Consider the following 24,798-nt stretch of genomic DNA (forward strand, 5'->3'; position numbering starts at 1 on the left):
TAGATCTGCAAATCGCCAGTCATGTCGCCTCGAATGGACGTTTCAGGTTCAAAAGTTTCAATATGAACTGGCAGGTTCCCAGGTCGGCCTTAGATACGAAAAACTATTGCGTGCCGGATTATTCCATCTGTCAAAAACTTGAGATAAAAGGCCGCGATCAATTCCGCGGGGTCCCCCATGAACGAGTCCGAAAGCGAAATCCAGGCACGTCTTCTCGCACAGGCGCTGCCCTTCATGCAGCGCTACGAAAACAAGACGATCGTCGTGAAATACGGCGGACATGCCATGGGCAATCCCGAGCTCGGCAAGGCCTTCGCCAGCGATATCGCGCTTCTGAAACAGTCCGGCGTAAACCCGATCGTCGTCCATGGCGGCGGCCCGCAGATCGGCGCGATGCTGACGAAGATGGGTATCGAATCCAAGTTCGAAGGCGGCTTGCGCGTTACCGACCAGAAGACGGTCGAGATCGTCGAAATGGTTCTCGCCGGTTCGATCAACAAGGAAATCGTCGCGCTGATCAACCAAACCGGCGAATGGGCGATCGGTCTCTGCGGCAAGGACGGTAACATGGTCTTCGCCGAAAAGGCGCGCAAGACCGTCAAGGATCCCGATTCCAACATCGAACGCGTGCTCGATCTCGGCTTTGTCGGCGAAGTCGTCGAAGTCGACCGCACGCTGCTCGACCTTCTGGCCCGTTCCGAGATGATCCCGGTCATCGCGCCGGTTGCTCCTGGCCGCGACGGCGCGACCTACAACATCAACGCCGACACGTTTGCCGGCGCAATCGCCGGCGCGCTGAACGCCACCCGGCTCCTGTTCCTGACGGACGTGCCCGGCGTGCTCGACAAGCAAGGCAAGCTCATCAAGGAACTCTCCGTCGCGGAAGCCCATGCGCTGATTGCCGATGGCACGATTTCCGGCGGCATGATCCCGAAGGTCGAAACCTGCATCGACGCCATCAAGGCCGGCGTGCAGGGTGTCGTCATCCTGAACGGCAAGACGGCCCATTCCGTGCTGCTCGAGATCTTCACCGAACACGGCGTCGGCACGCTGATCGTCCCCTGACCGAACAAGGCGCCCTCCCCGGCGCCTTTTTCTTATGCTTCGGCAAAATTCGTCGAGAGCGTCAGTTCTTCCCAGGCATCGATTTGCGAACTCAGGTTCTTGAGCTTGTCACGAACGAGCGCCAGTGCATCGGCGCCGAGCAAGAGATGGACCGGCGGGTTTTCAGCCTCGACCAGTGCCAGCACGGCTGCGGCCGCTTTGCGAGGATCGCCTGCCTGTTTGCCACTCTTTTCCTCGCGTGCCCTGCGGATGGGATCGAAGAGCGCATCGTAATCGGAAATGCTCCTGTCGGTGCGGATCATCGATCGTCCCGCCCAGTCGGTGCGGAATGAGCCAGGAGCCACCGCGGTGACTGCGATGCCGAACGCCTTCACTTCCTTTGCCAAAACCTCGCTGATGCCTTCGAGCGCAAATTTGCTGCCGCAATAATAGGCGATGCCCGGCATGGTGATAAACCCGCCCATCGATGTGATGTTGATGATGTGGCCCGCCCGCCGCCGGCGCATGAACGGCAAAACGGCCTTCATCATTCCGACGGCGCCAAAGACATTGACCTCGAATTGCCGGCGCATTTCCTCGATCGGCGATTCCTCCAAAGTCCCTTCATGCCCATAGCCGGCATTGTTGATGAGGACGTCCACCGAGCCTATTGTTCTTTCGATGCCAGCAACGGCCGGTCCGATTGCCTCGATATCGGTCACGTCGAGACGAACCGCCGTTGCGCGACCGGGCGCCAGGCTCTCGAACAGAGCTGCGGCTTCCTCGTTCCTCACGGTTCCCACCACGCGGTGGCCCTTTTCCAATGCAGCCTGCGCAAAGGCACGACCAAAGCCTGAACTGACACCGGTAATGAGAAACTGCTTTTCGATTGAACTCATCGTGAACTCCCGTCCTGATGCCGGTGCAACATGCAAACGGCTCGTCCCGTCATGTGGCGGCGCAGAAGCGATAGTTCCAATATATTGCGGAGGTGAAGGCGATATCTTAAAAGTATCACATGGAGCTTCGTCATCTTCGCTATTTCATGGCCGTCGCAGAAGAACTCAATTTCACGCGCGCCGCACGGAAGGTTGGGATCGGCCAGCCGCCACTCAGCAACCAGATACGTGATCTTGAAAACGAGATTGGCGCGGCCCTTTTCCGCCGCCTGTCGAACGGTGCGGAACTGACGGAGGCAGGCAAGGCTTTCCTGCCGGAGGCCCTGGCTATTTTGCTTCAGGCGGAACGGGCCAAGCAATCCGCCATCCGCGCGGCGCGCGGCCAGAGCGGGCGGTTGCGTGTCGGCTACACCAGTTCAGCAGTCTTCAATCCGGTCGTACCAGCCATCGTGAATGCCTTCCGCGAGAAATATGCGGCTGTCGGATTCAGCCTTGAGGAAGCGCCTACCGCGCAACTGCTGGAGAGGCTCGAAAGGGAAGAACTCGACGCAGTCTTTATCCGTCCGGGCAGCAGCGATGAGCTTCAGATTCGATGTCGGCTGCTGGCTGAAGATCCAATGATCATCGTGCTGCCGGAAAGACATCCGCTGTCAGAGGCGCAGACATTGCGCCTCGACGCGCTGGCCGCCGAGAGCTTCGTGCTTTTTCCACGCGAGGCAGGTGCCGGCTTCTTCGACGACATAACCGCCGCATGCCGGCGAGCGGGATTTGAACCGCAGCTGGCCCAGTCGGCGCCGCAGATCACCTCGATCCCGAGCTTTGTCGCCGTCGGTCTTGGCGTCTCGATCGTGCCGGCGGAAATGGCGAAGATCAATGTTCCCGGCGTTCGCTACATTGCAATTGCGGGCGAAGCACCCGCAGCACGTTGGCGCTCGCCACCCGACGTGACGAGCGCTCTTCCGTCATTCGAAATTTCACAGCTCAGGCCATCGCCACGCAGAAAAGCTTGGCCAACAACAATCAGATCGCCGAATAGATCGCGGCTGCGGCTTCCTTCAGCTTTTCCATCACGGCCCGATAGGGTCCGGGGCCATAGCTGATGCGCGAGACGCCGAGCCTTGCGAGAGCCGCCGGATCCGGCGCGCCCGTCTTCATCATGATGTTGACCGGCAGCGTGGATGCCGCGCAGGCCTTCTCGATCAAAGCCGGGTCGATGAGGCCGGGGACGAAGAAGCCGCTGGCGCCTGCCGCCGCATAGGCCCTGCCGCGCTCGATCGCTGCATCGAGCAGACCTGCATGCTTGGAGCCGTCGCCTTCCTGTAAAAAGAGGTCTGTTCGGGCGTTGATGAAGAAATCGATGCCCCGCGTCTCGGCCATTTCCCTAATGGAGCGGATGCGTGCTGCCTGCGCTTCGATGGGATGGAGGCCAGCCTCGCCTACCTTCTGATCCTCGAAATTGATCCCGACAACGCCTGCATCGATCAGCTTTGCGACATTGGCCGCGGCACCGGCCGGTTCCGTCGAATAGCCGCCTTCGAAATCCACCGAAAGCGGCAAGTCATTGACTGTGGTGATCGAGCGGGCGGTCTCGATCAGCACGTCCATCGGCAGCTTTTGGCCATCGCCATAACCATGGGCGGCCGCGACGGACCAGCTTCCGGTCGCAAGCGCCTTTGCTCCGGCCTCCGTCACGGCCCTGGCCGTTCCGGCATCCCAGATATTGTACAGAATGACAGGCGTGCCCTTGCGATGCAGCTTGCCGAAAAGCTCGGCTTTCTCAATCTGGTTCATGCTGTCCTCTCCATCTTTTGTGCGGTGATCTTTTTCTCGTGCCGCAGCAGCCATTGCTTGCGCCAGAGCCCGCCGCCGTAACCCGTCAGCGATCCGTCCGCACCGAGGATACGATGGCAGGGCACGATGATCGCGAATTGATTGGCGCCGTTGGCGCGGCCGACGGCGCGCACGACTTCGGGGCGTTCCATCTCCCTTGCCAGATCGCCATAGGCGCGCGTCTGGCCAACCGGAATGTCAACGAGCTTTGCCCAGACATGTTTTTCGAAAGGCGTGCCGCCAAGCGCCAACGGCGTCTTGAAGATTGTCAGCCGCCCTTCGAAATAATCCCTGATTTCCGTCTCGATCTGGTCGATTGCCGGCGTGCGGCCGATTGCAAGCGAGGAACGGACGCGCTTCTGCAGAGCTTCGAGTTCGGTCGGCAGGGCCTTGCGATCATGAAATTCGAGAAGATGCAGATGCGTCTTGTCGGCAACCGCGATCATCGGTCCGAGCGGCGTATCGAACCAGTCAGCAAAGAGCAGTTCGCGATTCTGAGAGAACGCCGGCGCCTTGCCGATGAGGCGTTGAAAAGCTGTCCGAAAGCCGCTCGGGGACTCGTATCCGGCTTCGAGCTGCGCATCGATGACACGCGCGCCATTGGCCAGTTGTCGCGCCGCTTCCCCAAGCCGGCGATAGCGGACGATATCGTGGAACGTCATGCCAAGCGCTCGCTTGAAGGCGCGGCGAACGGTCGAGGGATCATAGCCCCGATGCACGAGCTCGTCTTCAGTCCAGCGCACTTCCGGCTCGCCGTCGAGCCGCCCCAGCAATTCGTCGACGATCGGCTCTCTGCCAGGCTGCTCCAGCGGCTTGCAGCGCTGGCACGGGCGGAAACCGGAATGCATGCAGGCGGCGATCGTATCGAAGAAGATGGTGTTTTCACGCTTCGGTTTGCGCGCCGGGCAGGTCAGACGGCAGAAGATGCCTGTCGTCTTTACGCAGACATAGGCCTGGCCCTCATAATCGGCACTGCGCGCGATCAGGGCATCATAGAGCGTATCGTCGTTGGGGCGTTCGAAAAGCATATCCGCTTTCTAGCATCCCGCGCCTCGGCCGTCCGCCGAAAATCGGGCGTCTATTTTCTCTTGGCGATTTTCTCGGCGCCGCGACCGTGCCATAAGGGCGGCCATGACAAAGATCGACCGCACGCCTACCAAAAGCGATTTCGAGCATGTGACCGAGTGGGTCTTCGACCTCGACAACACGCTCTACCCGCATCACGTCAATCTCTTCGCACAGATCGACAAGAACATGACCGCCTATGTCTCGGCGCTCCTCCAGATGGAGCATGACGAGGCCCGCAAACTGCAGAAGCAATATTATCTCGATCACGGCACGACGCTGCAGGGGCTGATGATGCATCACGGGGTCGATCCCAACGACTTCCTCGAAAAGGCGCATGCGATCGACTATTCGGCGCTGACCCCGCAGCCGGAACTCGCGGAAGCCATCAAGGCCCTCCCAGGGCGCAAGTTCATCTTCACCAACGGCAGCGTCCGGCATGCACAGGCGACGGCCGGCGCACTCGGCATTCTCGACCATTTCGACGACATTTTCGATATTGTTGCGGCCGATTACCTGCCGAAGCCGGCGCAGGCGACCTATGACAAGTTCATGGCGCTGAAGCAGGTCGAGACAGGCAAGGCTGCGATGTTCGAGGACCTGCCGCGTAATCTCACCGTACCGAAGGCTCTCGGCATGCAGACGGTTCTGCTCGTCCCGCGCAATCTGGAAGAGACGGTCGTGGAATGGTGGGAGAAAACGAGCGGCGAGGACGATCACATCGATTTCGTCACCGACGATCTTGCTGATTTCCTGAAGAAGATTACCGGCTAGCTTACCAAAGTTTCATCTATCTTACAGATGTTTAACTGGGCCGCAGCACGGTTCGGTCCTACCTTTCGTAGCAAGGGACATCCTACGAAAGGACGCACTGATATGTACCGCAACAAGCTTATCCTGACGGCGCTTTCCTCTGTTCTTCTTCTCGGCGCAACCGCCGGGGCGAGCTTCGCAGCACCTGGCGACCGGCCCGATCGTCCGGGCCACCACGGAAAAATGGAGCATGGCATGATGGGCGGTCCGCATGGCGCGGCCTTCCGCGAGATCGCTTTTGTGCGTATGCTGAAGCAGTTCGACGCCAACAAGGACGGACAGGTTTCCAAACAGGAAGCGACCGACGGCATGGAAAAGATCTTTGCCGCTATCGATACCAACCATGACGGCTCTTTGACCCCCGGCGAAATCCGCGAATACCGCGAGGCGCAGTTCAAGGCCCGCCGTGAAACCGCCTCGGCCAAACAGGACGACGCGAATGACAATGCCGCGCCTGACATAGCCGACAACAACGATCATCGCCGCCACGACCGCGACGGTCGTCACGGAATGCGCGCCCGCATCATGGGCGCCTCGCTGATGATGCACCGCATCGACACCGATCAGAACGGCCAGATCAGCAAGCAGGAGGCAGAGACCGCTTTCAGCAAATTCTTCGATCGTATGGACAGCAACAAGGACGGCGTGATCTCGATTGACGACATGCCGGACCGGCCCTTCCTTTAAAAGGGGACGATTGTCCTTCCCAAGATACAGCGAGGGGTTTGCCTCTCACCCGGAACCCTCTTCCCGCTTGCGGGGAGAGGGGTTGTCGCTGCCGCGTTGGAGTTGCCTATTCGCGGTGTTCGTAGAAGTCCTGTACGATCTTCCAGGCCTCGTCTGCGGTATCGACGAAGCTGATCAGGTTGACGTCTTCGGGCGCGATCGTGCCGAATTCGGCCAGTGCATCGAAATTGACAACGCTGTGCCAGAACTTCGAACCGAAGAGCAGCAGCGGGATACGTTCCATGCGGCCGGTCTGGATCAGCGTCAGGCATTCGAAGAATTCGTCGAGCGTGCCAAAGCCGCCGGGGAAGACGGCGACGGCCTTGGCGCGCACCATGAAATGCATCTTGCGGATTGCGAAATAGTGGAAATTGAAGCTGAGCTCAGGCGTTACATAGGCATTGGGCGCCTGCTCATGCGGCAGCACGATGTTGAGACCGATCGAAGGAGCTCCCTCATCCGCCGCACCGCGGTTTCCTGCTTCCATGACGCCAGGTCCGCCGCCGGTGACGACGACATATTCGTGAAAGTCGAAGCCGGCCGCATAACGCGAGCAGAGGCGGGCGAATTTGCGGGCTTCATCGTAATAGACCGATGCGGCTTCGAGGTTTGCACGTTGGGTCTCGTTGCGGGCAGCCCAAGCGCTCTGACCAGGGGCCGGAATGCGGGCGCCGCCGAACATGACGACAGTCGACTTGATGCCGCGCTCGGCCATCATCATCTCGACTTTCAGCAGTTCGAGCTGCAGGCGGATCGGGCGCAGCTCCTCACGGCAGAGGAAATCCTCGTCCACATAGGCAAGGCGATAGGCCGGCGAGAGCGTCTGCGGCGTCTTCGGGACCGCTTCCGCGCGCTGCCTGTCGCTCGAACTGCTCTTCAACGGATCCCAGACGCCGTCCTTTCGCCGTCCACCGCCGTTTCTTGCCTTTGCCATCACGAAATGCCTTTCAGTATCACCGGTCACAAGTGATCGGATATGTCGCTATAACGCCTTGAATCCAGATATGATCTTGTCCGAAAAATCATTCCATTTTACGGGTGCATGCTGTAGATCGGGTGACGACCCGCCAACCGCAATTCCGGAGACTCCGCCGTCTCCACGATAAAGATCGAAGTTTAAGGAATTCCCATGAGCACCATCGACCTCGCATCCCTCGAAAAGACTGTCGAAACTGCCTTCGACAATCGCGACAATGTGAACACGTCGACGAAAGGCGAGGCCCGCGATGCGGTCGAGGCGGCTCTCAACCTGCTCGATGAGGGCAAGGCGCGCGTGGCCGAGCGTGGTGCCGATGGCGTTTGGAAAGTCAATCAGTGGCTGAAGAAAGCGGTGCTGCTGTCGTTCCGCCTCAACGACATGGAAGTCGTCAAGGGCGGTCCCGGTCAGGCAACCTGGTGGGATAAAGTGCCTTCGAAGTTCGAAGGCTGGGGCGAGAACCAGTTCCGCGCCGCCGGCTTCCGTGCCGTTCCGAACGCTGTCGTGCGCCGCTCAGCTTATATTGCTCCGAATGCGATCCTGATGCCGTCCTTCGTCAATCTCGGCGCTTATGTCGGCGAAGGCACGATGGTCGATACCTGGGCAACCGTCGGTTCCTGCGCCCAGATCGGCAAGCATGTGCATCTCTCCGGCGGCGTCGGCATCGGCGGCGTTCTGGAGCCGATGCAGGCCGGCCCGACGATCATCGAGGACAATTGCTTCATCGGCGCCCGTTCGGAAGTCGTCGAAGGCTGCATCGTGCGTGAAGGCTCGGTGCTCGGCATGGGCGTCTTCATCGGCAAGTCGACCAAGATCGTCGACCGCGCCACCGGCGAGATCAGCTATGGCGAGGTACCGCCTTATTCGGTCGTCGTTGCGGGTTCTCTGCCATCCGACAAGACGATGGCAAACGGCCAGCAGGCGCCGAACCTCTATTGCGCCGTGATCGTCAAGCGCGTCGACGAGCAGACCCGTTCCAAGACGGGCATCAACGAACTGCTCCGAGATTGATGACAGCCCGAGATTGATTCGGTAAATAATCGGCGTCTTTTAGGCGAGGCAGCCTCACGCCTTGCCACGTCTTTGCCATTCCCACCGGATAATTCGACCGCCATGACCGCCACGAATCCTGTTGCCAATCTTCAGATCCTGATCCGCTGCCCGTCCGTGACGCCGGCAGAAGGTGGTGCACTTTCCGCGCTGGAAGCCATGCTTTTGCCGCTCGGTTTCAAAGTCGACAGGATGGTTGCCAAAGAGGCCGGTACGCCCGACGTTGAGAATCTTTATGCCCGCCTCGGTACCGAGGGGCCGCATCTGATGTTTGCGGGGCATACAGACGTCGTGCCCGCGGGAGATGAAGGTGCATGGACCCATCCGCCCTTTGCCGCCGAGATTGCCGGTGGCGAGCTTTTCGGCCGTGGCGCTGTCGACATGAAAGGAGGCATTGCCTGTTTTGCAGCAGCCGTTGCCCGGCATGTCGAAAAACATGGCCCGCCGAAGGGCTCGATCTCCTTCCTGATCACCGGTGACGAGGAAGGCCCGTCGATCAACGGGACGATCAAGCTGTTGCGGTGGGCGACAGAGCGCGGAGAGACATGGGATGCCTGCGTCGTCGGCGAGCCGACCAATCCGAACAAGCTCGGCGACATGATCAAGATCGGCAGGCGCGGTTCGCTGTCCGGCAAGATCGTCGTGCATGGTGTGCAGGGGCATGCGGCCTATCCGCATCTTGCCGACAATCCGGTGCGCGGCATCCTGCAACTCACCCAGGCGCTGATGGAGCCGCCCTTTGACGGCGGAACGGACAATTTCCAGCCGTCCAATCTCGAAGTGACGACTGTCGATGTCGGCAATCCGGCGACCAACGTCATTCCAGCCAAGGCTTCTGCGAGCTTCAACATCCGCTTCAACGACATCTGGACGGCAGATACGCTGCGGGCTGAAATCATCCGGCGCCTCGATGCGGCAGCGGCGGAAGGGGTGTTGCGGCCGGGCCGCACGCCAGTGAAATACGAGATCATCTGGGCCGACCGCCCGAGCCATGTTTTTCTGACCCGCAACAATGCGCTGATCGCCGCGCTGTCCTCGGCGGTCGAAAGCGTCACCGGCGCATCGCCGGCGCTGTCGACCACGGGCGGCACGTCGGATGCCCGGTTCATCAAGGATTATTGCCCGGTCGTGGAATTCGGCCTTGTCGGTCAGACCATGCACATGGTCGACGAACGGGTAGCGGTTGCCGATCTGGAGACACTGACGGCGATCTACGAGACCTTCATCGAACGTTGGTTTGGAAATGCCGGGGTCTGAGAATGCCGGGCTTTAGAGAGGTTCAATATTATCTCGCCGGCATCTGGCTGCTGATCAAGCTCGACCCGCGCGGTTTCCGGTTCCTGGATCTATCGGATCGCGGCGTCAACCGCTCCTTCTGGGCGATGCTCTGGTGCCTGCCGCCGACGGGTATTTCCTGGCTTACGTTGCGCAATGGCTATCTCAGATCGATGCCACCGGAGGCTGATGTCGGCTACCCATTCTACTTCCGGTTAGGGCTCATCGAGCTTAGCAACTGGATCGTTCCGCTGATCTTTGCTGGCCTTGTCCTGCTTGCCTTGCGCATGGGCGAGCGTTTTGCGCCTGTTGTCGTCGGCGTCAACTGGCTCAACGTGCCGCTCGCCTACATCAACGGATTGTTGCTGTCGCTTGTCTTCTTTCTGCCGGGTTCTATCGACATCGTACGATTGCTGCTGCTCGTTTTTGTGCTGGCGCAAATTTTCGTACTGGCGCGCGTTCTGCGGATGATCTGCCACGGGCACCTCCTTATGGTCAGCGCCCTCACTCTGGCGCTGATGGTGCCGCCGATGATGGTGTCGGACTATTTATTCAACTTCCTCGGCATTTCTCCGGCGTGATCAGCGCGGTCTGACGGCTTCGCCATCTTCCTTGGCGAAGGTTCTGGGGGAGGAAATTCCCGGACAGACACGGCCAGCGTGTTGGCGGCGTGCCGCAGGCTGGATTAGGACAGATCCTCACCATCATCGTTTTCATCCGCTTGTTTGCGTCGATCGGCGATCACCGCGGGATAATCCACCTGCATGAAATAGAGCCCGTCCGGCGGCGCCACGGGACCGCAGGCCTTGCGGTCACGCGCGTCCAACGCCGCGCGCACATCGTCAGGGGTCCACTTGCCCTCACCTGCAAGCTTCAGAGTTCCCGCGAAGGAGCGGATCTGATTGTGCAGGAAGCTCTGGGCAGTAGCGCGGATCTCGATCAGTTCGCCATTACGGGTCACATCCAGCCGATCGAGTGTGCGCACGGGGCTGTTCGCCTGGCAGTGCGCCGAACGGAAAGTCGAGAAATCGTGCCTGCCGACGAGTGTCTGGGCTGCGGCATGCATGACTTCATGATCGAGCGTCTTCGGTACCCACCATGCCTTGCCCGCCTCCAGCGCCAGCGGCGCGCGGCGGCTGATGATGCGGTAGAGATAATGCCGGCGGAGCGCAGAGAAGCGGGCGTCGAAGAATTCGCTCGCCACCTCGACACCAAGGATCGCCACTTTCTCCCCTGCGAGCTTCAGATGGGCATTCAGCGCGTTCTGCAACTTGAAGGGAGACCAGTCCTTCGAAAGATCGGCATGGACGACCTGCCCCATGGCGTGGACGCCGGAATCGGTGCGCCCCGCGCCGCGGACGGAGGCGGTGTCGCCGCTTGCCGAGAAGATCGCTTTTTCAATCGCGCCCTGCACCGAGGGCCCGTTGTCCTGTCGCTGCCATCCGACATAGGGGCCGCCGTCATATTCGACGATCATGCGGTATCTCGACATCAGGCGAGCCTCGTGCCCGCAGGAAGCGGCGTGCCACGCAGGAAGTCGGCAGCGGCGAGCGGTTTGCCGCCGGCTTTCTGAAGCTTCGTAAGCCGAACGGCGGCGGTGCCGCAGGCAACCACGAGGTCATCGGTCAGGAGCGTGCCGGCTATGCCCGCACCCGTTGCACGCTCGGAACCGAGCACCTTGACGCGCTCCGCCTTGCCATTGCTCTCAAGCTCGAACCAAGCGCCCGGGAAAGGTGAGAGGCCGCGGATATGATTGTGAACATCCTTGGCGTCGCGGCTGAAATCGATACGCGTTTCTGCCTTGTCGATCTTGGCGGCATAAAGCACGCCTTCGGCCGCCTGCGGGGTCAGCGGCAGATCGTCCATCTCCAGCTTGACCATGGCCTCGGCGATCGCCTTTGCGCCTGTTTGCATCAGCCTGTCGTGCAGCTCGCCCGCCGTCATGTTGGGGCCGATCTCGACTTCGCGCGTCAGCGCCACGTCGCCGGTATCGAGGCCCTTGTCCATCTTCATGACCATCATGCCGGTCTTTTCGTCACCGGCCATGATCGCCCGCTGGATGGGGGCAGCGCCGCGCCAGCGCGGCAGCAGCGAGGCATGGCCGTTATAGCAGCCGTAGCGCGTGCCGGTCAGGATCGCCTCGGGCAACAGCAGTCCATAGGCGACGACGACGCCGACATCGGCACCGAGCGCGCGAAAGCGCTCACGCTCTTCAGGGTCCTTGAAATTGACCGGCGTAAAGACCGGCAGGCCAAGCAGCTCGGCGGCTTGGTGTACCGGCGATTTCTGAAGGTCGAGCCCGCGCCGTCCACCCGGCCGCGGCGGCTGCGTATAGACGGCAACGATCCGGTGGCCGGCTTCGACGAGCAAGCGCAGCGTCGGTACGGAAAAATCGGGCGTTCCCATGAACACGATACGAAGAGACATTCTATCTCGCCAATTGGGGATCAACCGTCTTCAAACGGGTTTGCGACTCATAAGCAAGCCCGCTCGAAATCTTTCGTATGCAAGGCTGCCAGCCCGTTCAGAGCACCTTGGATTTGGCAGCCTTGGTGAACTTCTTGATCACCATTTCGCGCTTCAGCCGCGAGATATGATCGATGAAGAGCACGCCGTTCAGGTGGTCGATCTCGTGCTGGAGACAGGTCGCCAGAAGTCCGTCGGCCTCGACGCTTTGTTCCTTGCCTTCGCGGTCCAGATATTTGACCGTCACCTTCGCAGGGCGTTCGACTTCTGCATAATAATCCGGAATGGAAAGGCAGCCTTCCTCATAGACGGAACGATCGTCCGAAGAGCTGACGATTTCCGGATTGATGAAGACGAGCGGCTGCTTTTCTTCACCTTCCTTCGACAGGTCGATGACGAGCATTCGGCGCGGGACGCCGATCTGGATTGCGGCAAGGCCGATGCCGGGCGCATCGTACATGGTCTCCAGCATGTCGTCGGACAGACGCTGGAGGTCGGCATCGACCCGCTCGAACGGCTTGGAAACCTGACGGAGAACGGGATCGGGAAGAATGATGAGTGGCTTGATGGTCATGGCGTTCCCATAACCCATCTTTTCACACTAGGGAATTATCCGCCGGGCAGGGATTGCGGTTTTTTGCAACGCCTGCCCGGGTTTTTGCCTCGATAGCTCAGGCCGCGCGGCGTGCGGCACCGGCCGCCTGCCGGCTTTCAGCGCGTGCGCGGAAACGCTGCAGGAGCTCGATGAGGTTTTCGACCTCATCCTTCAGCCTGCGGGTTTCGGCGGACGTACGCTCCACCATGCCGGAATTCTGCTGAGTGATCGTGTCCATATTGCGGATTGCGACGCTGACCTCGTTCACCCCCGTCGCCTGATCGCGGGCGGCTGCGGCGATATCGGCGACGAAGCTGTTGATGATGTCGATGCGGGCGATCATATCGCTCAGTGCTTCACCGGTGCTGCTGACGATGTTGACGCCCTCGTTCACCTGCGTCGAGCTTTGGGAGATCAGATTCTTGATTTCCTTGGCGGCATCGGCGGTGCGCTGGGCAAGCTGGCGGACTTCCTGCGCGACGACTGCAAAGCCCTTGCCTGCATCGCCGGCACGCGCAGCTTCGACGCCGGCGTTCAGTGCCAGCAGGTTGGTCTGGAAAGCGATCTCATCGATGACGCCGATGATCTTGGCGATTTCGGTGGAGGACTTCTCGATACCCGCCATGGCTGAGACGGCGCTGGTGACGAGTTCGCCGGAATTCTTGGCCTTCTCCTGCGTTTCCCGCACGGCGCTCGACGCCTTCTCGGCATTGGCAGCGGTCTGGCTGACGCTGACGGAAAGCTGCTGGAGGGCCGCCGAGCTTTCCTCGACGCCGGCTGCCTGTTGCGCGGTGCGCAAGGCGAGATCGTCGGTGGCCTTTGACATCACGTCGGCGCCTTCGAGAATGTGGCCGGACGTCGCGCGGACGGACGTAAAGGAATCACGCAGCGCACTGACAGCCCTGTTGTAGTCCTCGGCCATTTCACGGAAATCGCCGGGCAGATCGGAGGGTAGCGTTGCTTCCAGGTCACCGCGCGACAACGCTTCCAGGCCGCGGCGCAGATGTTCCAGCGCCAGCGCCTGATCGGCTTCGGCCCGGGCGCGCTCTTCTTCCAGCACGCGGCGCTTTTCATCAAGCGCTTCCAGGTAAACCGAGATGGAATAGTCCATATCGAGCATTGCCGCCTTGATGACGACGGTCAGCTTTTCGGCAAGCCCCTTTCCCTGCTGGCGAGCAAAGAACGATGGCCACTGCTTTTCCATCAGGCCTCTGACCAGTTCCGACATGAGAAGCGCATAGCCGCCGATATACCAGCGCGGCTCCAGGCCGATGCGGGCATGAGCGCGGCCGACGGCCGTGACACCATTCACATAGCTATCATCGAAATTACCGCCCGAAAGATTGCCCCAATGCTCCTGCTGGCGCTTCTTGGCGTGGCCCATATGCGCCTTGTCGGAGAAGAAGCCTGCTACCGCCGGCGTCTTTGCAAGCTTGTCGTAGAACTTGTCGAGCGCGTCGCCGAGAAGTTCCAAGATCGCCGGCCGCAGCTCCCGCAGGTTCTTGCGTGCCTCATCGTCAAGCTCAATGAAGGCAAGGCGCTGCCTGAGGGCATTATCAGTCTGCTGGGAAGTCATGGGGATCTCTATCTGGCGCGGATGCGGAGGGAATTGCAGCGCAAGATTTGGCGAATATGGTTTAGCAATCGTTAAACGTGCGACCGATTTTCTTCCGCTACAGCAAATTAGCGTCATTCGCACTGATGATACGGCGTAGATTGTTCACGTTTTGATCTGGATATTGCCGCTTATTTTGTTATGGTGCAGCATGACCACCACATCCGACTCACTCACTATTTCCTTGCCGATAATGAGCCCCGGCGTGCTTGCACTTGCTGGCGGCGCACTCGCCGTTCTCATCCTCGTGACAATCGTGTTTGCCTTGCGCAATGCGGGCATCCGCCGCGAGGAAGCGGAAGAGGCCAATCTTCGCGCCGCCGAAAGCGAGGCGCGCATGGCAGAACTTCTGAAAATACAGGCGGAGATGCAGGGACGCATCTCGACCATGACGGAAGTCTTCGGTGCACGGCAGGCCGAGCTCAACCATGCGATCAACCAGCGCCTCGACGGCATGTCACAGCGCATGAACTCGACGCTGACCGAGCAGACCAAATCGACGCACGACAACCTGCAGAAGCTGCAGGAGCGCCTGGCGGTGATCGATATCGCCCAGAACAATATTCAAACGCTCGCCAAGGATGTCGTCGGGCTGCAGGCCATTCTTTCCAACAAGCAGACGCGTGGCGCCTTCGGCCAGTCGCGTATGGAGACAATTGTCGCCGACGGCCTGCCCATGGGCTCCTATGCTTTCCAGCAGACGCTATCGAATGGCTCGCGACCGGACTGCACGATCAGGATGCCGAACGGTGCACCGCCGCTGGTGATCGACGCGAAGTTTCCGCTCGAGGCTTGGAACGCGATCCGCGATGCAGGCAGCACGGATGCCGGTAAGCTTGCCGGTCAGCAGTTTCGCCGTGATATGGAAGTGCACATCAAGGATATTTCAGAGAAATATCTGATCCAGGGCGAGACGCAGGACACGGCTTTCCTCTTCGTTCCTTCGGAATCGATCTTTGCTGAAATTCACGAAAATTTCGAGGCGATCGTGCAGAAGGCTCACCGCGCGCGCGTCGTTATCGTCTCGCCTTCGCTCCTTATGCTGTCGATCCAAGTCATTCAGGCCGTTCTGAAAGACCAGCGCATGCGGGCGCAGGCGCATGTCATTCAAGGCGAAGTCGCCCTCCTGATGGATGATCTCGGCCGGCTGGACGAGCGGGTGCGCAAGTTGCAGGGGCACTTCTCCCAGACGCAGCGCGATGTGGACCAGATCATCACCTCGGCGGACAAGCTCACAAAGCGAGGCGCGAAGATCGAAGCGCTGGAATTCGAAGCAGGCGGCGACGGCAAGCAAGCACAGGTGAGCGAGCCGCCGGCGAAATCAGTCGAAAGCAGGACCGGACTGCTCAAGCTCAGGGTAGTTGACGAGGAGTGATCGCTTCGGCAGTGTCGCGACCCGAAGCAAGGACGAACATGCCATGATCACAGTTTTCGGCTCCATCAACATGGACCTTATCGCCACCACCGAGCGCCTGCCGAAGCCCGGCGAGACAGTTGCCGGTAACAGCTTTGCCACGGCTGCCGGCGGCAAGGGCGCAAATCAGGCACTCGCTGCCCGGCGGGCAGGCCGTTATGTCCACATGGCAGGCGCTGTCGGCAAGGATGCATTTGCCGAAGGTGCACTCGAACTGCTCGACGGCGCCGGCACCGATCTTTCCCGTGTCAGCCATGTCGACGGAGCGACCGGCGTAGCCCTCATTCTCGTCGGCGGCGACGGCGAGAACATGATCGCAGTCATTCCCGGCGCGAACGGCGAGGTGAACGGCGACAATGCAGAGGCTGCCGTCGATGCCATGAGCGGGGGCGATATCCTGATGCTGCAGCTCGAGGTTCCGGTCGAGGCCGTCGAGCGCGCGCTTGCCGCTTCTCGCGCCAAGGGCATCACCAGCATTCTCAATCTTGCCCCGCTCATTCCGGATGCGCCGCGCCTCGGCCGGCTGGCCGACATCGTCATTGCCAACGAGACTGAATTCGAGCGGCTGGCGGGACAGGAGAACATGAGTGCGGGCGATCGTGAGGCGGCGTTGGAGCGCCTGCATGCCGAGACCGCCCAGACCCTGATCGTCACGCTCGGCGGCGATGGCGTCATCGCGATCCGGGATGGTCAGATCGCGCGTGCACAGGGCCTCGTCATCGAACCCGTCGACACGGTCGGCGCCGGCGATACGTTCTGCGGCTACTTCGCAGCAAGCCTCGATGAAGGGCTGGATTTCAACTCGGCTCTACGCCGTGCAGCGGTCGCCGGCTCGCTCGCCTGCCTGAAGCCGGGAGCACAACCCTCCATCCCGCTCGCCGCCGAAGTCGCAGACAGACTATAATCTGACCTAACCACGAACAGTCGACGAAACGGCACCCCTCGTTTTAGGGTTGCGCCCCGGTTTTGCGGCCGAAATATAGCGAATTTCATTCAAATTTAAGAGATTTCCGGCGATCATTCCCGTGATCGAACCTCGTCCATCCGCGATAGTGGTTCGCCCCTATTTGTGGCTGCTCCATGACGGAGCGACGCCTTACCCGCTGTGCCGAAGAATGGCCTTTCGGCGCGTCCTTGCCCGAGGAACACATGTTCATTTTCAGAATGAAATCGCTTGCGGCGAAACTCATCGTCATTACCGGTGTCGCCATCGCCCTGGTTCTTGTCGCTTCAAACCTCTTCCTCATCGATCAGACCCGTAATCGGGTTCAGACCCTCACGCTGGATCAGGCAAACTCGGAAGCCAAGTCGATCGCCAATGAGATCGCCGCTAATGTCGGCGAGTTGGCGAGCGCTGCCCGTACCATGTCGGGCGTCGTCGGGCGCGGACATGAAGGCAAGATCCTCGACCGCAAGGGCATCATCAGCATCTTGAAGTCCAACCTCGAACAGAACGCATTTGCCTTCGGCAGCTGGTTCTGCGAGCAGCTCGGCGCATTTGACGGCAAGACCACGGAGATCGCCAACAACAACGACGAAGGCACCAACAAGGTCGGCGCCTTCACGCCTTATTGGTCGAAGAACAGGACCGGCGACATCCAGTTCTCGACCTTCGACAACGATTACACTGCCGAATGGTGGAAGCTTGCTGCCGATAGCGGCAAGGGCGCAATCACGGCGCCCTACCTCGCAGAAGGCACCGATGTTCCGACCCTGCTGACCTCGATTGCTTATCCGGTGATGTCCGGCGGCAAGATGATCGGTGTGGAAGGTGTCGATATTTCGCTGAAGTCGCTCACCGACAAGGTGCAGGCGCTGCGACCCTTCGGCTCCGGCCGTGTGACGCTGATCGCCCAGAACGGCAACTGGATCGTTGCTCCGCTCCCCGACCTGATGTCCAAGCCCTATGGCGACAACCCCGGCTCGGCTGACGTAAAGGCTGCGCTTTCGTCCATGAAGGTCGGCCTCGTCAAGAACCTGAACTTCGACGGCCTCGATCCCTTCGACCGCGTCGTCTATCCCTTCGCCGTTCCCGGCCTGAACGCCAACTGGGTCGTGCTGGTCGACGTCCCGCATGCGGCAATGAATGCGCCGGTTCAGGACCAGACCTTCATGATGATCATCAACGGCATCATCGTGCTCGGTGCCGTGCTGCTCGCGCTCTATTTCGCCGTCCGCACGCTTGTTCAGCGTCCGCTCGCCGGTCTCGTTTCCAGCGTCAAGGGGCTGAGCGACGGGAAATACGACGAAACGGTCACCGGCCAGAACCGTGCCGACGAAATCGGATCGGTCGCCAAGGCGCTTGAAGGTTTCCGCTTCGCGCTTGCGGATACTCGGCGCCTCGAAGCCGAGGCGGACAACCAGCGCCTTGCCGCCGAAACCGAACGCGGCCGCTCGGAATCGGAACGTCAACAATCGGTCAACCTGCAGCGTCACATCGTCTCGATCGTCGGCGCGGGCCTTTCCGAACTGTCACAGGGCAATCTCAGCCACCGCATCACAGAAGAATTCCCAGGCGAATACGGCAAGCTCAAGCAGGACTTCAATGCCGCTCTTGCAAGCCTCGAGGAAACCATCAACACGATGAACCTCAGCGTCGTCAACATCGGCTCCGGCACAGGCGAAATCAGCAACAGCGCCTCCGATCTCGCCAAGCGTACCGAGCAGCAGGCGGCAAGCCTCGAAGAGACGGCAGCGGCGCTCAACGAGCTGACTGCCCAGGTCAATTCCAGCGCCGAGAATGCCCGTACGGCAGCCGACAATGTCAATCTCGCCTGCGAAGACGCCGAGAAGTCAGGTGAAGTCGTCAAGAAAGCGATTGCCTCCATGCACGGCATCGAACAATCCTCGACGGAAGTTTCGCGCATCATCGGCGTCATCGACGAGATCGCTTTCCAGACGAATCTCCTGGCTCTGAATGCGGGTGTCGAAGCGGCGCGTGCCGGCGAAGCAGGCAAGGGCTTCGCGGTCGTGGCACAGGAAGTCAGGGAACTCGCTCAGCGTTCGGCAAATGCCGCCAAGGAGATCAAGACACTCATCAACACCTCGGCCGTCCAGGTCAAGGAAGGCGTCGATCTCGTCGGCCGCGCCGGCGATACGCTGCACAAGATCGCCGAACAGGTAATGGGCATCAACGGGCTTATCCGTCAAATCTCGGCCTCGGCCAGCGAGCAGGCCGTCGGCCTGAAGGAGATCAATCAGGCCGTGAACCAGATGGATCAGGTCACGCAGCAGAACGCCGCAATGGTGGAAGAAACCACGGCAGCCAGCGTGGCGCTGAACGACGAGGCGCAGACGCTGAAAGCGCTCGTCAGCCGCTTCCGCGTCTCGGGCCAGGTCAATGCTGCGACGGCGCTGCGCTCCACCGCACAGCAGATGCGCTCGCCGGCTTCGTCAGCGCCACGCGCAACTGCTCCGGCACCGCGCCGTGCCGTTGCCCAGTCTTATGGCTCGGCCGCAGTTGCTCAGGATAATTGGGAAGAGTTCTAATTGCTGATCGCATGGCAAGAAAAAGGCGCCTGATCCCTCGGGCGCCTTTTGCATTCAGGGTAGATCGTCAGACGTCAGGCAGCGTTCGACGTCTGCTCTTCGTTGAGGAAGGCATAAATCGCGGATGCGGAATCGGTCGCGCGTAACTTGGCGACCAGATCATGGTCGCGCAGGACGCGGGCGATGCGTGAAAGCGCCTTCAGATGATCGGCGCCCGCACCTTCGGGCGCCAGAAGCAGGAACACCAGATCGACGGGCTGGTCGTCCAACGCCTCGAAGTCGACGGGCTGTTCCAGCCGAGCGAAAATACCGACGATGGAGTGGATATTGACGAGCTTGCCGTGGGGAATGGCGATGCCGTTGCCGACGCCGGTCGAACCCAGACGTTCGCGCTGCAGGATCACATCGAAGATTTCCCGCTCGGAAAGCCCCGTAGTCCTGGAGGCTTTTGCTGCCAATTCCTGAAGCAACTGTTTCTTGGAATTTACCCTGAGGGCGGGAATGATCGCATCCTGGTGCAGCAAATCTGCCAATGCCATTTCTTTTTCCTTCTGTCGCCGAAATCAGGAGTTTGAGAGAGCAGCACCCTGCGCCGCTCCCTCGCCCTGATCTCAGCCTTTGATATTGGCCGAATCGATCCAGCCAATATTTCCGTCGTGACGACGGTAAACGATGTTGATTTGTTCCTTGCCGGGGCTGCGGAACAGGAGAAGCGGCTCGTCGGTCATGTCAAGCGCCATGACGGCGGTTGCGACAGACATCGTCTTGAGCTGCTTCGTGCTTTCGGCGACGATGGCCGGAGCGAAATCGTCCGGGACCTCGTCTTCATGATCGGGAACCGCGTCCATGACGGTATAGGCGACTTCTGCAAAGCCGTTGCCGTTCAGATGATTTCCGGCGTGGTGATCCTTGAGCTTCCGCTTGTAGCGGCGCAGGCGCTTCTCGATACGCTCGGATGCCGCATCGAAGGCAATCTGCGGATCCATGGCCTCGCCTGCGGCATGCAGCACGACGCCACTATCGAGATGAAGCTTGCAATCGGCGGAAAACCGAGAATTCGACTTTTCCACGATCACCTGGCCGGAATATCCCCCGTCGAAGTATTTCGTGACGGCCAAACCAATTTGGTCCTCAATCTTTTGACGGAACGAGTCACCAATTTCCATATGTTTACCGGATACACGCACACTCATGGAGTTTCCCTTCTTATGGTCGTTTGCGGGTATCAGTTTACGCCAAGCCTCAACCTCATCCAAGCACTTCGCGCAATCTCAAGCAAGATGAGCTCAAGTCTGCGTGTCCCTGGCGCCATGAGGATGATGGGGATAATGCCCGGATGCCCTTCGCTGCTCCGATTGCGGCGGGCTTCTAGCGACAGCTTTCCGGAAAGTCAATAGCTTGGCGCGACGAAACTCGGTGCACACGGAAAACGTGTAGCGGCAACTATGAAATTAGGGAGTCTCTGCCATACACGGTTCCAGGCGGTTGCCATAAGCCTCGTCCTTGCGTTGCAACTCAGAAGCCGGCGACCTTCGCCAGCGCGCGTTTTTCCCTGCGACGCTGGACGGAGGAGGCGATGTTCATCGCCTCTCGGTATTTGGCGACTGTCCGACGGGCGAGATCGATCCCACCCTCCTTGAGCATATCGACGATGTCGTCGTCGGAGAGCACTGCATCTGGACTTTCTTGCAGGATCAGCGCGCGAATCTTGTGGCGAACTGCTTCGGCAGAATGGCTGTCGCCGCCCTCGACGGAGCTGATCGAAACCGTGAAAAAATACTTCAGCTCGAAGAGGCCGCGTGGCGTCAGCATGTATTTATTCGAGGTGACTCGGCTGACCGTCGATTCATGCATCTTGATCGCCTCGGCCACCGTTTTCAGGTTCAGTGGCCGCAGATGATCCACTCCGTGTAAGAGGAAGGCATCCTGCTGGCGCACGATCTCGCTTGCGACCTTCATGATGGTCTTGGCGCGCTGGTCGAGGCTGCGCGTCAGCCAGTTGGCGCTCTGCAGACATTCGGAGAGGAAGGCATGATCCTCGCCGTTCTTCGCCACATGCGAAAAATAAGACTGATTGACGAGGACCCGCGGCAACGTATCCGGATTGAGCTCGACCAGCCAGGCGCCATCCGACGAAGGGCGGACGACGACGTCAGGCATGATCGCCTCTGAAACGCCAGCCTCAAAACCGCTGCCTGGCTTCGGATTGAGTTGGCGAATTTCGGCGAGCATCTCGAGCAGGTCTTCCTCATCGACGCCGCAGAGGCGCTTCAGAGTGATGAAGTCACGCCGTGCCAGCAGTTCGAGATTTTCGACCAGTGCCTGCATGGCGGGGTCGAAACGATCCTTCTGGCGAAGCTGAATTGCCAGGCATTCGGCAAGGCTACGGGCAAAGACGCCGGGTGGATCGAGCGTCTGCAGCGCTGAGAGCACGCGCTCGATATCTTCTGCATCGGTACCGAGACGCTCGCCAGCCTCCGCGACATCTGCCTGCAGATAACCGGCGTCATCGAGCTGATCGACCAGATTCCGGGCAATCAGGCGATCGGCCATATCGGGCAGTATGAAGGGTATCTGCTGGGCAAGATGGTCGCGCAACGAGATCTGACCGGCGACGAAATCATCGAGATCATAGTTGTCAGCACCGTTGGCGCTGCCCGGCATCGATTTCCACTGGCTGATGAGTTCCGGCGCGTCGAGGCGCTGCGGCGCGCCGTCATCAGGGAAGACATTGGTGTAGTTGGAATCCAGCTCGTCGCTCAGCCGGCTTGAGCTGCCATTATCGTACCAGTCGCCGGACAGCGTTTCACCACGATCCTCATATTCGCCGTCACCCGCATCATCCGTTTGGCGGGGGTATGGTTCGTCCGCAGCCTCGCCGCGTTCGCCGGCCTCGCCCTCATCCGAGGGAAATTCCAGAAGAGGGTTCTTCTCCACTTCCTGGGCAATGAACTGAGTGAGTTCGACATGCGTCATCTGCAGCAACTGGATGGATTGCATCAGTTGCGGTGTCATCACCAGGGACTGGTTCTGTCGCAAGAAAAGATTGGCAGACAGGGCCATGGCGGACGCGAAACTCCCTCACTCCTCCAGAAAACCGCGTCTGATCAAGGCTTCAGCCTGCGGAATTCCAAGTTGGCCCAAAAATTGCTTTTTTATCTTATTTGGTCAAGCGGAACCTATACCGCAGCCGCAATTTTCTGTCGCCCAGGACTGGTTCAGAGACTGAAATTGTCGCCCAGATAAAGCCGGCGGACTTCCGGATTGTTGACGATATCGTTCGCACGTCCATGGGTCAGCACTTCGCCGGCATGAATAATATAAGCGCGGTCGATCAGTCCCAACGTCTCACGCACATTGTGATCGGTGATCAAAACACCGATGCCGCGTGCCGTCAAATGATGCACAAGGTTCTGAATATCGGCAACCGAGATCGGGTCGACGCCGGCAAAGGGCTCGTCGAGCAGCATGAAGGTCGGGTCGGTTGCAAGCGCACGGGCAATTTCCAGGCGTCGGCGCTCACCGCCCGAGAGAGCCACAGCAGCACTCTTGCGGAGCTTTGCGATGTGAAACTCCTCGAGCAGTTCGTCGAGCTTGCGCTCGCGTGCGGCCTTGTCCTTTTCATGAACCTCGAGGACGGCGCGGATATTCTCCTCGACCGTCAGCCCACGGAAGATCGAGGCTTCCTGCGGCAGGTAGCCGACGCCGAGGCGGGAGCGGCGATACATGGGCATCGTCGTCACGTCGTTGCCGTCGATTTCAATCGTTCCCTCATCGACCGGCACGAGACCGGTGATCATGTAGAAACAGGTGGTCTTGCCGGCGCCGTTCGGTCCCAGGAGACCGACAGCCTCACCACGCCGCACGACCAGAGAAACGCCATTGACGACACGGCGCGTCGCATAGGTCTTGGTCAGACCGCGTGCGATCAGCGTCCCCTGATAACGGGCCTTGTCGACAGGAGCGGCGGCTTCCGTCGCGGCTCTGCCGGACTTGGTGGATAAGGAGAATAGCTTCACGTGAAAGGCCGACTTCTCAGTTCTGCTTTGGCTGCTGACTCGGCTGCGATTTCGGGTCGAGCTGAATCTGGACACGACCACCGCAGCTTTCAAGCTCCGCCTGACCTGTCGCCATGTGGACCGTGAGCTGGCAGCCGGTAAAGACGTTCGGACCATCGGTCAGCACGACCTTCTTGCCGGTAAGGATAAAGACTTGCGAGGTCATGTCGAAATTGCCGTCATCGGCTGTTGCGGTCTGCGTTCCCGAGGTCAGGTAGACCTTATCGGTCACCAGAATCTTGTCGATATCCGCGCTGCCCGAAGCAAGCGAGTTCGATTGTTCGGCAGCAGCCTGTGCCGGCTGGGCAGCAGGTGCAGGCTGGGCAGCGCCGCCCGTTTGGGGTTGCTTCGCCTTGTCCTTGTAGTAGACCGTCATCTTGCCGGCCTGTAGCGTCGTCGTACCCTGAACGACCTTGACGTCGCCGGTAAAGAGCGCCGTGTGCTCCTGGTCATGGATTTCCAGTTTGTTGCTTTCAATCTGGATCGGCTGATCACTGGAAAGTTTCATACCTGGCATCGTCGTCGACTGGGCGGCCGCCCCCGCGACCGACAGAACGAAGGCAAGCGCGCCGGTGATGAAAGCTACGCCAGTCTTGCAAGTTGAAATGCGACAATCTTTTGTCATGTGACCCGGCTCTTTAGGTGCCCTGTTTATGGATGGTGGACGATTCAACATTCATGCGAACATTCCCCTCGAATGTGATCGCGCGCCCCTTATCCGTTATATTCATGGTGCGCGCAACAATCGAAGTATTGTCCTTGGTAATTCTGACAGGATCGTCCGTTGACATGTTTCCGCCCTTGATATCGAGATGGGCGGACTGAAAATTCGCAACCAGACCGCTGCTTAAGACGAGCGTGAAGGGCGCCGTCATGTGAAGGTTGTCGGTCGCGCGATTGAAATCTGCCGTTGCGGCAGTGACGCGAGCCATCAGGCCGTCATTCATCGGTACGGCAGCCTTGATCGTCTCGAGCGTGATGAGGTCGGGATTGCGGATGTCCTGAAGAGCGCGTTCGGCGAGCATCGAATAGTTGATGCCGTCGGAGTTACGTCCGGCGATCGCTGGCTTTTCCATCACGACCTTGCCGTTTTCGATCTTGGCGCCTTCGATCTTGATGGTTTCCGGCAGGTATGTGCGGATCACCGAGACCGCAATGAAGATGAAGGAAATAATGAGAGCTGCGACCGGCAGCAAAAACTTCAGGCGACGGACACGCGTGGAATGGAACCGGGCAAGGCCATAGGCGCTGTCCTTTGGCCCTGCGTATGCGGGCTTCCCGTTATTCCTGAGGGTATCGAGCATATGCCTGGTCCGTGTGTGATGATTGCGCCGCTTATATAGCGATGCCGGCGCCAATCACAGTTCGTTTCGCATTATTACATTGGCTTGCCAATATGGATTTTTTTCTGCAACAAGCAACTAAACCGAAAATAGCGGGTTTCCGGGCATTTTCTCGCGGCAGCTTGCGCCTTATCTCCTCA

Annotated in this window: 23 protein-coding genes and 1 pseudogene; 10 read left to right on the forward strand and 14 right to left on the reverse strand. The window is 59.7% G+C overall.

Annotation, left to right across the window (positions count from 1 at the left end; translation table 11 throughout):
- The first annotated feature begins 177 nt into the window (after nucleotides 1-177).
- Nucleotides 178-1,065 (forward strand): acetylglutamate kinase, encoded by an 888-nt coding sequence (gene argB, locus JNB85_RS05855; protein ID WP_037100983.1) that lies wholly within the window; start codon nucleotides 178-180, stop codon nucleotides 1,063-1,065.
- A 32-nt stretch (nucleotides 1,066-1,097) separates the two neighbouring features.
- Here argB and JNB85_RS05860 read toward each other — a convergent pair whose 3' ends face one another.
- Nucleotides 1,098-1,943 (reverse strand): oxidoreductase, encoded by an 846-nt coding sequence (locus tag JNB85_RS05860; protein ID WP_220333427.1) that lies wholly within the window; start codon nucleotides 1,941-1,943, stop codon nucleotides 1,098-1,100.
- A gap of 119 nt (nucleotides 1,944-2,062) precedes the next feature.
- Between JNB85_RS05860 and JNB85_RS05865 the strand changes: the two are divergent.
- Nucleotides 2,063-2,979, forward strand: a pseudogene (locus JNB85_RS05865) (LysR family transcriptional regulator).
- Here the strand turns inward: JNB85_RS05865 and JNB85_RS05870 are convergent.
- Nucleotides 2,964-3,734: an isocitrate lyase/PEP mutase family protein gene (locus JNB85_RS05870; protein WP_220333428.1), complete on the reverse strand. Its 771-nt coding sequence runs from the start codon at nucleotides 3,732-3,734 to the stop codon at nucleotides 2,964-2,966. The pseudogene JNB85_RS05865 and the gene JNB85_RS05870 sit on opposite strands and share 16 nt — an antisense overlap.
- Nucleotides 3,731-4,801, reverse strand: a complete 1,071-nt coding sequence (locus JNB85_RS05875) for a bifunctional transcriptional activator/DNA repair enzyme AdaA (protein WP_220333429.1) — start codon at nucleotides 4,799-4,801, stop codon at nucleotides 3,731-3,733. Before JNB85_RS05875 ends, JNB85_RS05870 begins: the two co-directional genes overlap by 4 nt.
- Before the next feature lie 103 nt (nucleotides 4,802-4,904).
- Here JNB85_RS05875 and JNB85_RS05880 point away from each other — a divergent pair, with 103 nt between their 5' ends.
- Both JNB85_RS05880 and JNB85_RS05885 read left to right on the forward strand, forming a co-directional pair.
- Nucleotides 4,905-5,612, forward strand: a complete 708-nt coding sequence (locus tag JNB85_RS05880; RefSeq protein ID WP_220333430.1) for a pyrimidine 5'-nucleotidase — start codon at nucleotides 4,905-4,907, stop codon at nucleotides 5,610-5,612.
- Nucleotides 5,613-5,714: 102 nt separating this feature from the next.
- Nucleotides 5,715-6,338 (forward strand): EF-hand domain-containing protein, encoded by a 624-nt coding sequence (locus JNB85_RS05885; RefSeq protein WP_220333431.1) that lies wholly within the window; start codon nucleotides 5,715-5,717, stop codon nucleotides 6,336-6,338.
- 106 nt (nucleotides 6,339-6,444) lie between these two features.
- Here the strand turns inward: JNB85_RS05885 and JNB85_RS05890 are convergent, their stop codons facing one another.
- On the reverse strand, nucleotides 6,445-7,311 hold the full coding sequence (locus tag JNB85_RS05890) for an LOG family protein (protein WP_220333432.1): 867 nt from the start codon (nucleotides 7,309-7,311) through the stop codon (nucleotides 6,445-6,447).
- Between the two features lie 195 nt (nucleotides 7,312-7,506).
- Between JNB85_RS05890 and dapD the strand changes: the two genes are divergently transcribed.
- From dapD to JNB85_RS05905, 3 genes are all read left to right on the forward strand, one after another.
- Entirely contained in the window at nucleotides 7,507-8,364 is an 858-nt protein-coding gene (gene dapD, locus JNB85_RS05895; protein WP_220333433.1) for a 2,3,4,5-tetrahydropyridine-2,6-dicarboxylate N-succinyltransferase, read from the forward strand.
- Between the two features lie 102 nt (nucleotides 8,365-8,466).
- The gene (dapE, locus tag JNB85_RS05900) at nucleotides 8,467-9,660 is read left to right on the forward strand and encodes a succinyl-diaminopimelate desuccinylase (protein WP_220333434.1); all 1,194 of its coding nucleotides are present in this window, start codon (nucleotides 8,467-8,469) and stop codon (nucleotides 9,658-9,660) included.
- 2 nt (nucleotides 9,661-9,662) lie between these two features.
- Nucleotides 9,663-10,259: a hypothetical protein gene (locus JNB85_RS05905; RefSeq protein WP_220333435.1), complete on the forward strand. Its 597-nt coding sequence runs from the start codon at nucleotides 9,663-9,665 to the stop codon at nucleotides 10,257-10,259.
- A gap of 104 nt (nucleotides 10,260-10,363) precedes the next feature.
- Here the strand turns inward: JNB85_RS05905 and truA are convergent, their stop codons facing one another.
- The 4 genes from truA to JNB85_RS05925 form a co-directional block, all read right to left on the reverse strand.
- Nucleotides 10,364-11,170: a tRNA pseudouridine(38-40) synthase TruA gene (gene truA, locus JNB85_RS05910; protein WP_220333436.1), complete on the reverse strand. Its 807-nt coding sequence runs from the start codon at nucleotides 11,168-11,170 to the stop codon at nucleotides 10,364-10,366.
- The gene (fmt, locus tag JNB85_RS05915) at nucleotides 11,170-12,105 is read right to left on the reverse strand and encodes a methionyl-tRNA formyltransferase (protein ID WP_220333437.1); all 936 of its coding nucleotides are present in this window, start codon (nucleotides 12,103-12,105) and stop codon (nucleotides 11,170-11,172) included. The genes truA and fmt overlap by 1 nt, the downstream gene beginning before the upstream one ends.
- Before the next feature lie 97 nt (nucleotides 12,106-12,202).
- Nucleotides 12,203-12,718, reverse strand: coding sequence for a peptide deformylase (gene def / locus JNB85_RS05920; protein WP_220333438.1), 516 nt, complete (start codon nucleotides 12,716-12,718; stop codon nucleotides 12,203-12,205).
- Between the two features lie 97 nt (nucleotides 12,719-12,815).
- On the reverse strand, nucleotides 12,816-14,315 hold the full coding sequence (locus tag JNB85_RS05925) for a globin-coupled sensor protein (protein WP_220333439.1): 1,500 nt from the start codon (nucleotides 14,313-14,315) through the stop codon (nucleotides 12,816-12,818).
- 190 nt (nucleotides 14,316-14,505) lie between these two features.
- Between JNB85_RS05925 and JNB85_RS05930 the strand changes: the two genes are divergently transcribed.
- From JNB85_RS05930 to JNB85_RS05940, 3 genes are all read left to right on the forward strand, one after another.
- Nucleotides 14,506-15,729: a DNA recombination protein RmuC gene (locus JNB85_RS05930; RefSeq protein ID WP_220333440.1), complete on the forward strand. Its 1,224-nt coding sequence runs from the start codon at nucleotides 14,506-14,508 to the stop codon at nucleotides 15,727-15,729.
- A 43-nt stretch (nucleotides 15,730-15,772) separates the two neighbouring features.
- Complete coding sequence (locus tag JNB85_RS05935) at nucleotides 15,773-16,672, forward strand: ribokinase (protein WP_220333441.1); 900 nt, start codon at nucleotides 15,773-15,775, stop codon at nucleotides 16,670-16,672.
- A gap of 245 nt (nucleotides 16,673-16,917) precedes the next feature.
- Nucleotides 16,918-19,257, forward strand: a complete 2,340-nt coding sequence (locus JNB85_RS05940; RefSeq protein ID WP_220333442.1) for a methyl-accepting chemotaxis protein — start codon at nucleotides 16,918-16,920, stop codon at nucleotides 19,255-19,257.
- Between the two features lie 74 nt (nucleotides 19,258-19,331).
- Here the strand turns inward: JNB85_RS05940 and ptsN are convergent, their stop codons facing one another.
- The 6 genes from ptsN to lptC all read right to left on the reverse strand — a co-directional run bounded on the left by ptsN (nucleotide 19,332) and on the right by lptC (nucleotide 24,619).
- Nucleotides 19,332-19,796, reverse strand: a complete 465-nt coding sequence (gene ptsN, locus JNB85_RS05945; RefSeq protein WP_029868958.1) for a PTS IIA-like nitrogen regulatory protein PtsN — start codon at nucleotides 19,794-19,796, stop codon at nucleotides 19,332-19,334.
- Nucleotides 19,797-19,868: 72 nt separating this feature from the next.
- Nucleotides 19,869-20,450: a ribosome hibernation-promoting factor, HPF/YfiA family gene (gene hpf / locus JNB85_RS05950; protein ID WP_183746508.1), complete on the reverse strand. Its 582-nt coding sequence runs from the start codon at nucleotides 20,448-20,450 to the stop codon at nucleotides 19,869-19,871.
- Between the two features lie 322 nt (nucleotides 20,451-20,772).
- A complete protein-coding gene (rpoN, locus tag JNB85_RS05955) occupies nucleotides 20,773-22,320 on the reverse strand; it encodes an RNA polymerase factor sigma-54 (RefSeq protein WP_220333443.1) in 1,548 nt (515 codons plus the stop codon).
- A 155-nt stretch (nucleotides 22,321-22,475) separates the two neighbouring features.
- A complete protein-coding gene (gene lptB / locus JNB85_RS05960) occupies nucleotides 22,476-23,276 on the reverse strand; it encodes an LPS export ABC transporter ATP-binding protein (RefSeq protein WP_183823351.1) in 801 nt (266 codons plus the stop codon).
- 16 nt (nucleotides 23,277-23,292) lie between these two features.
- On the reverse strand, nucleotides 23,293-23,940 hold the full coding sequence (locus JNB85_RS05965; RefSeq protein ID WP_183746222.1) for an LptA/OstA family protein: 648 nt from the start codon (nucleotides 23,938-23,940) through the stop codon (nucleotides 23,293-23,295).
- Between the two features lie 13 nt (nucleotides 23,941-23,953).
- The gene (gene lptC, locus JNB85_RS05970; RefSeq protein WP_220333444.1) at nucleotides 23,954-24,619 is read right to left on the reverse strand and encodes an LPS export ABC transporter periplasmic protein LptC; all 666 of its coding nucleotides are present in this window, start codon (nucleotides 24,617-24,619) and stop codon (nucleotides 23,954-23,956) included.
- Between the last annotated feature and the right edge of the window lie 179 nt (nucleotides 24,620-24,798).

This window comes from Rhizobium mesosinicum (genome assembly GCF_019511345.1).
GTDB classification, from domain to species: domain Bacteria; phylum Pseudomonadota; class Alphaproteobacteria; order Rhizobiales; family Rhizobiaceae; genus Rhizobium; species Rhizobium mesosinicum.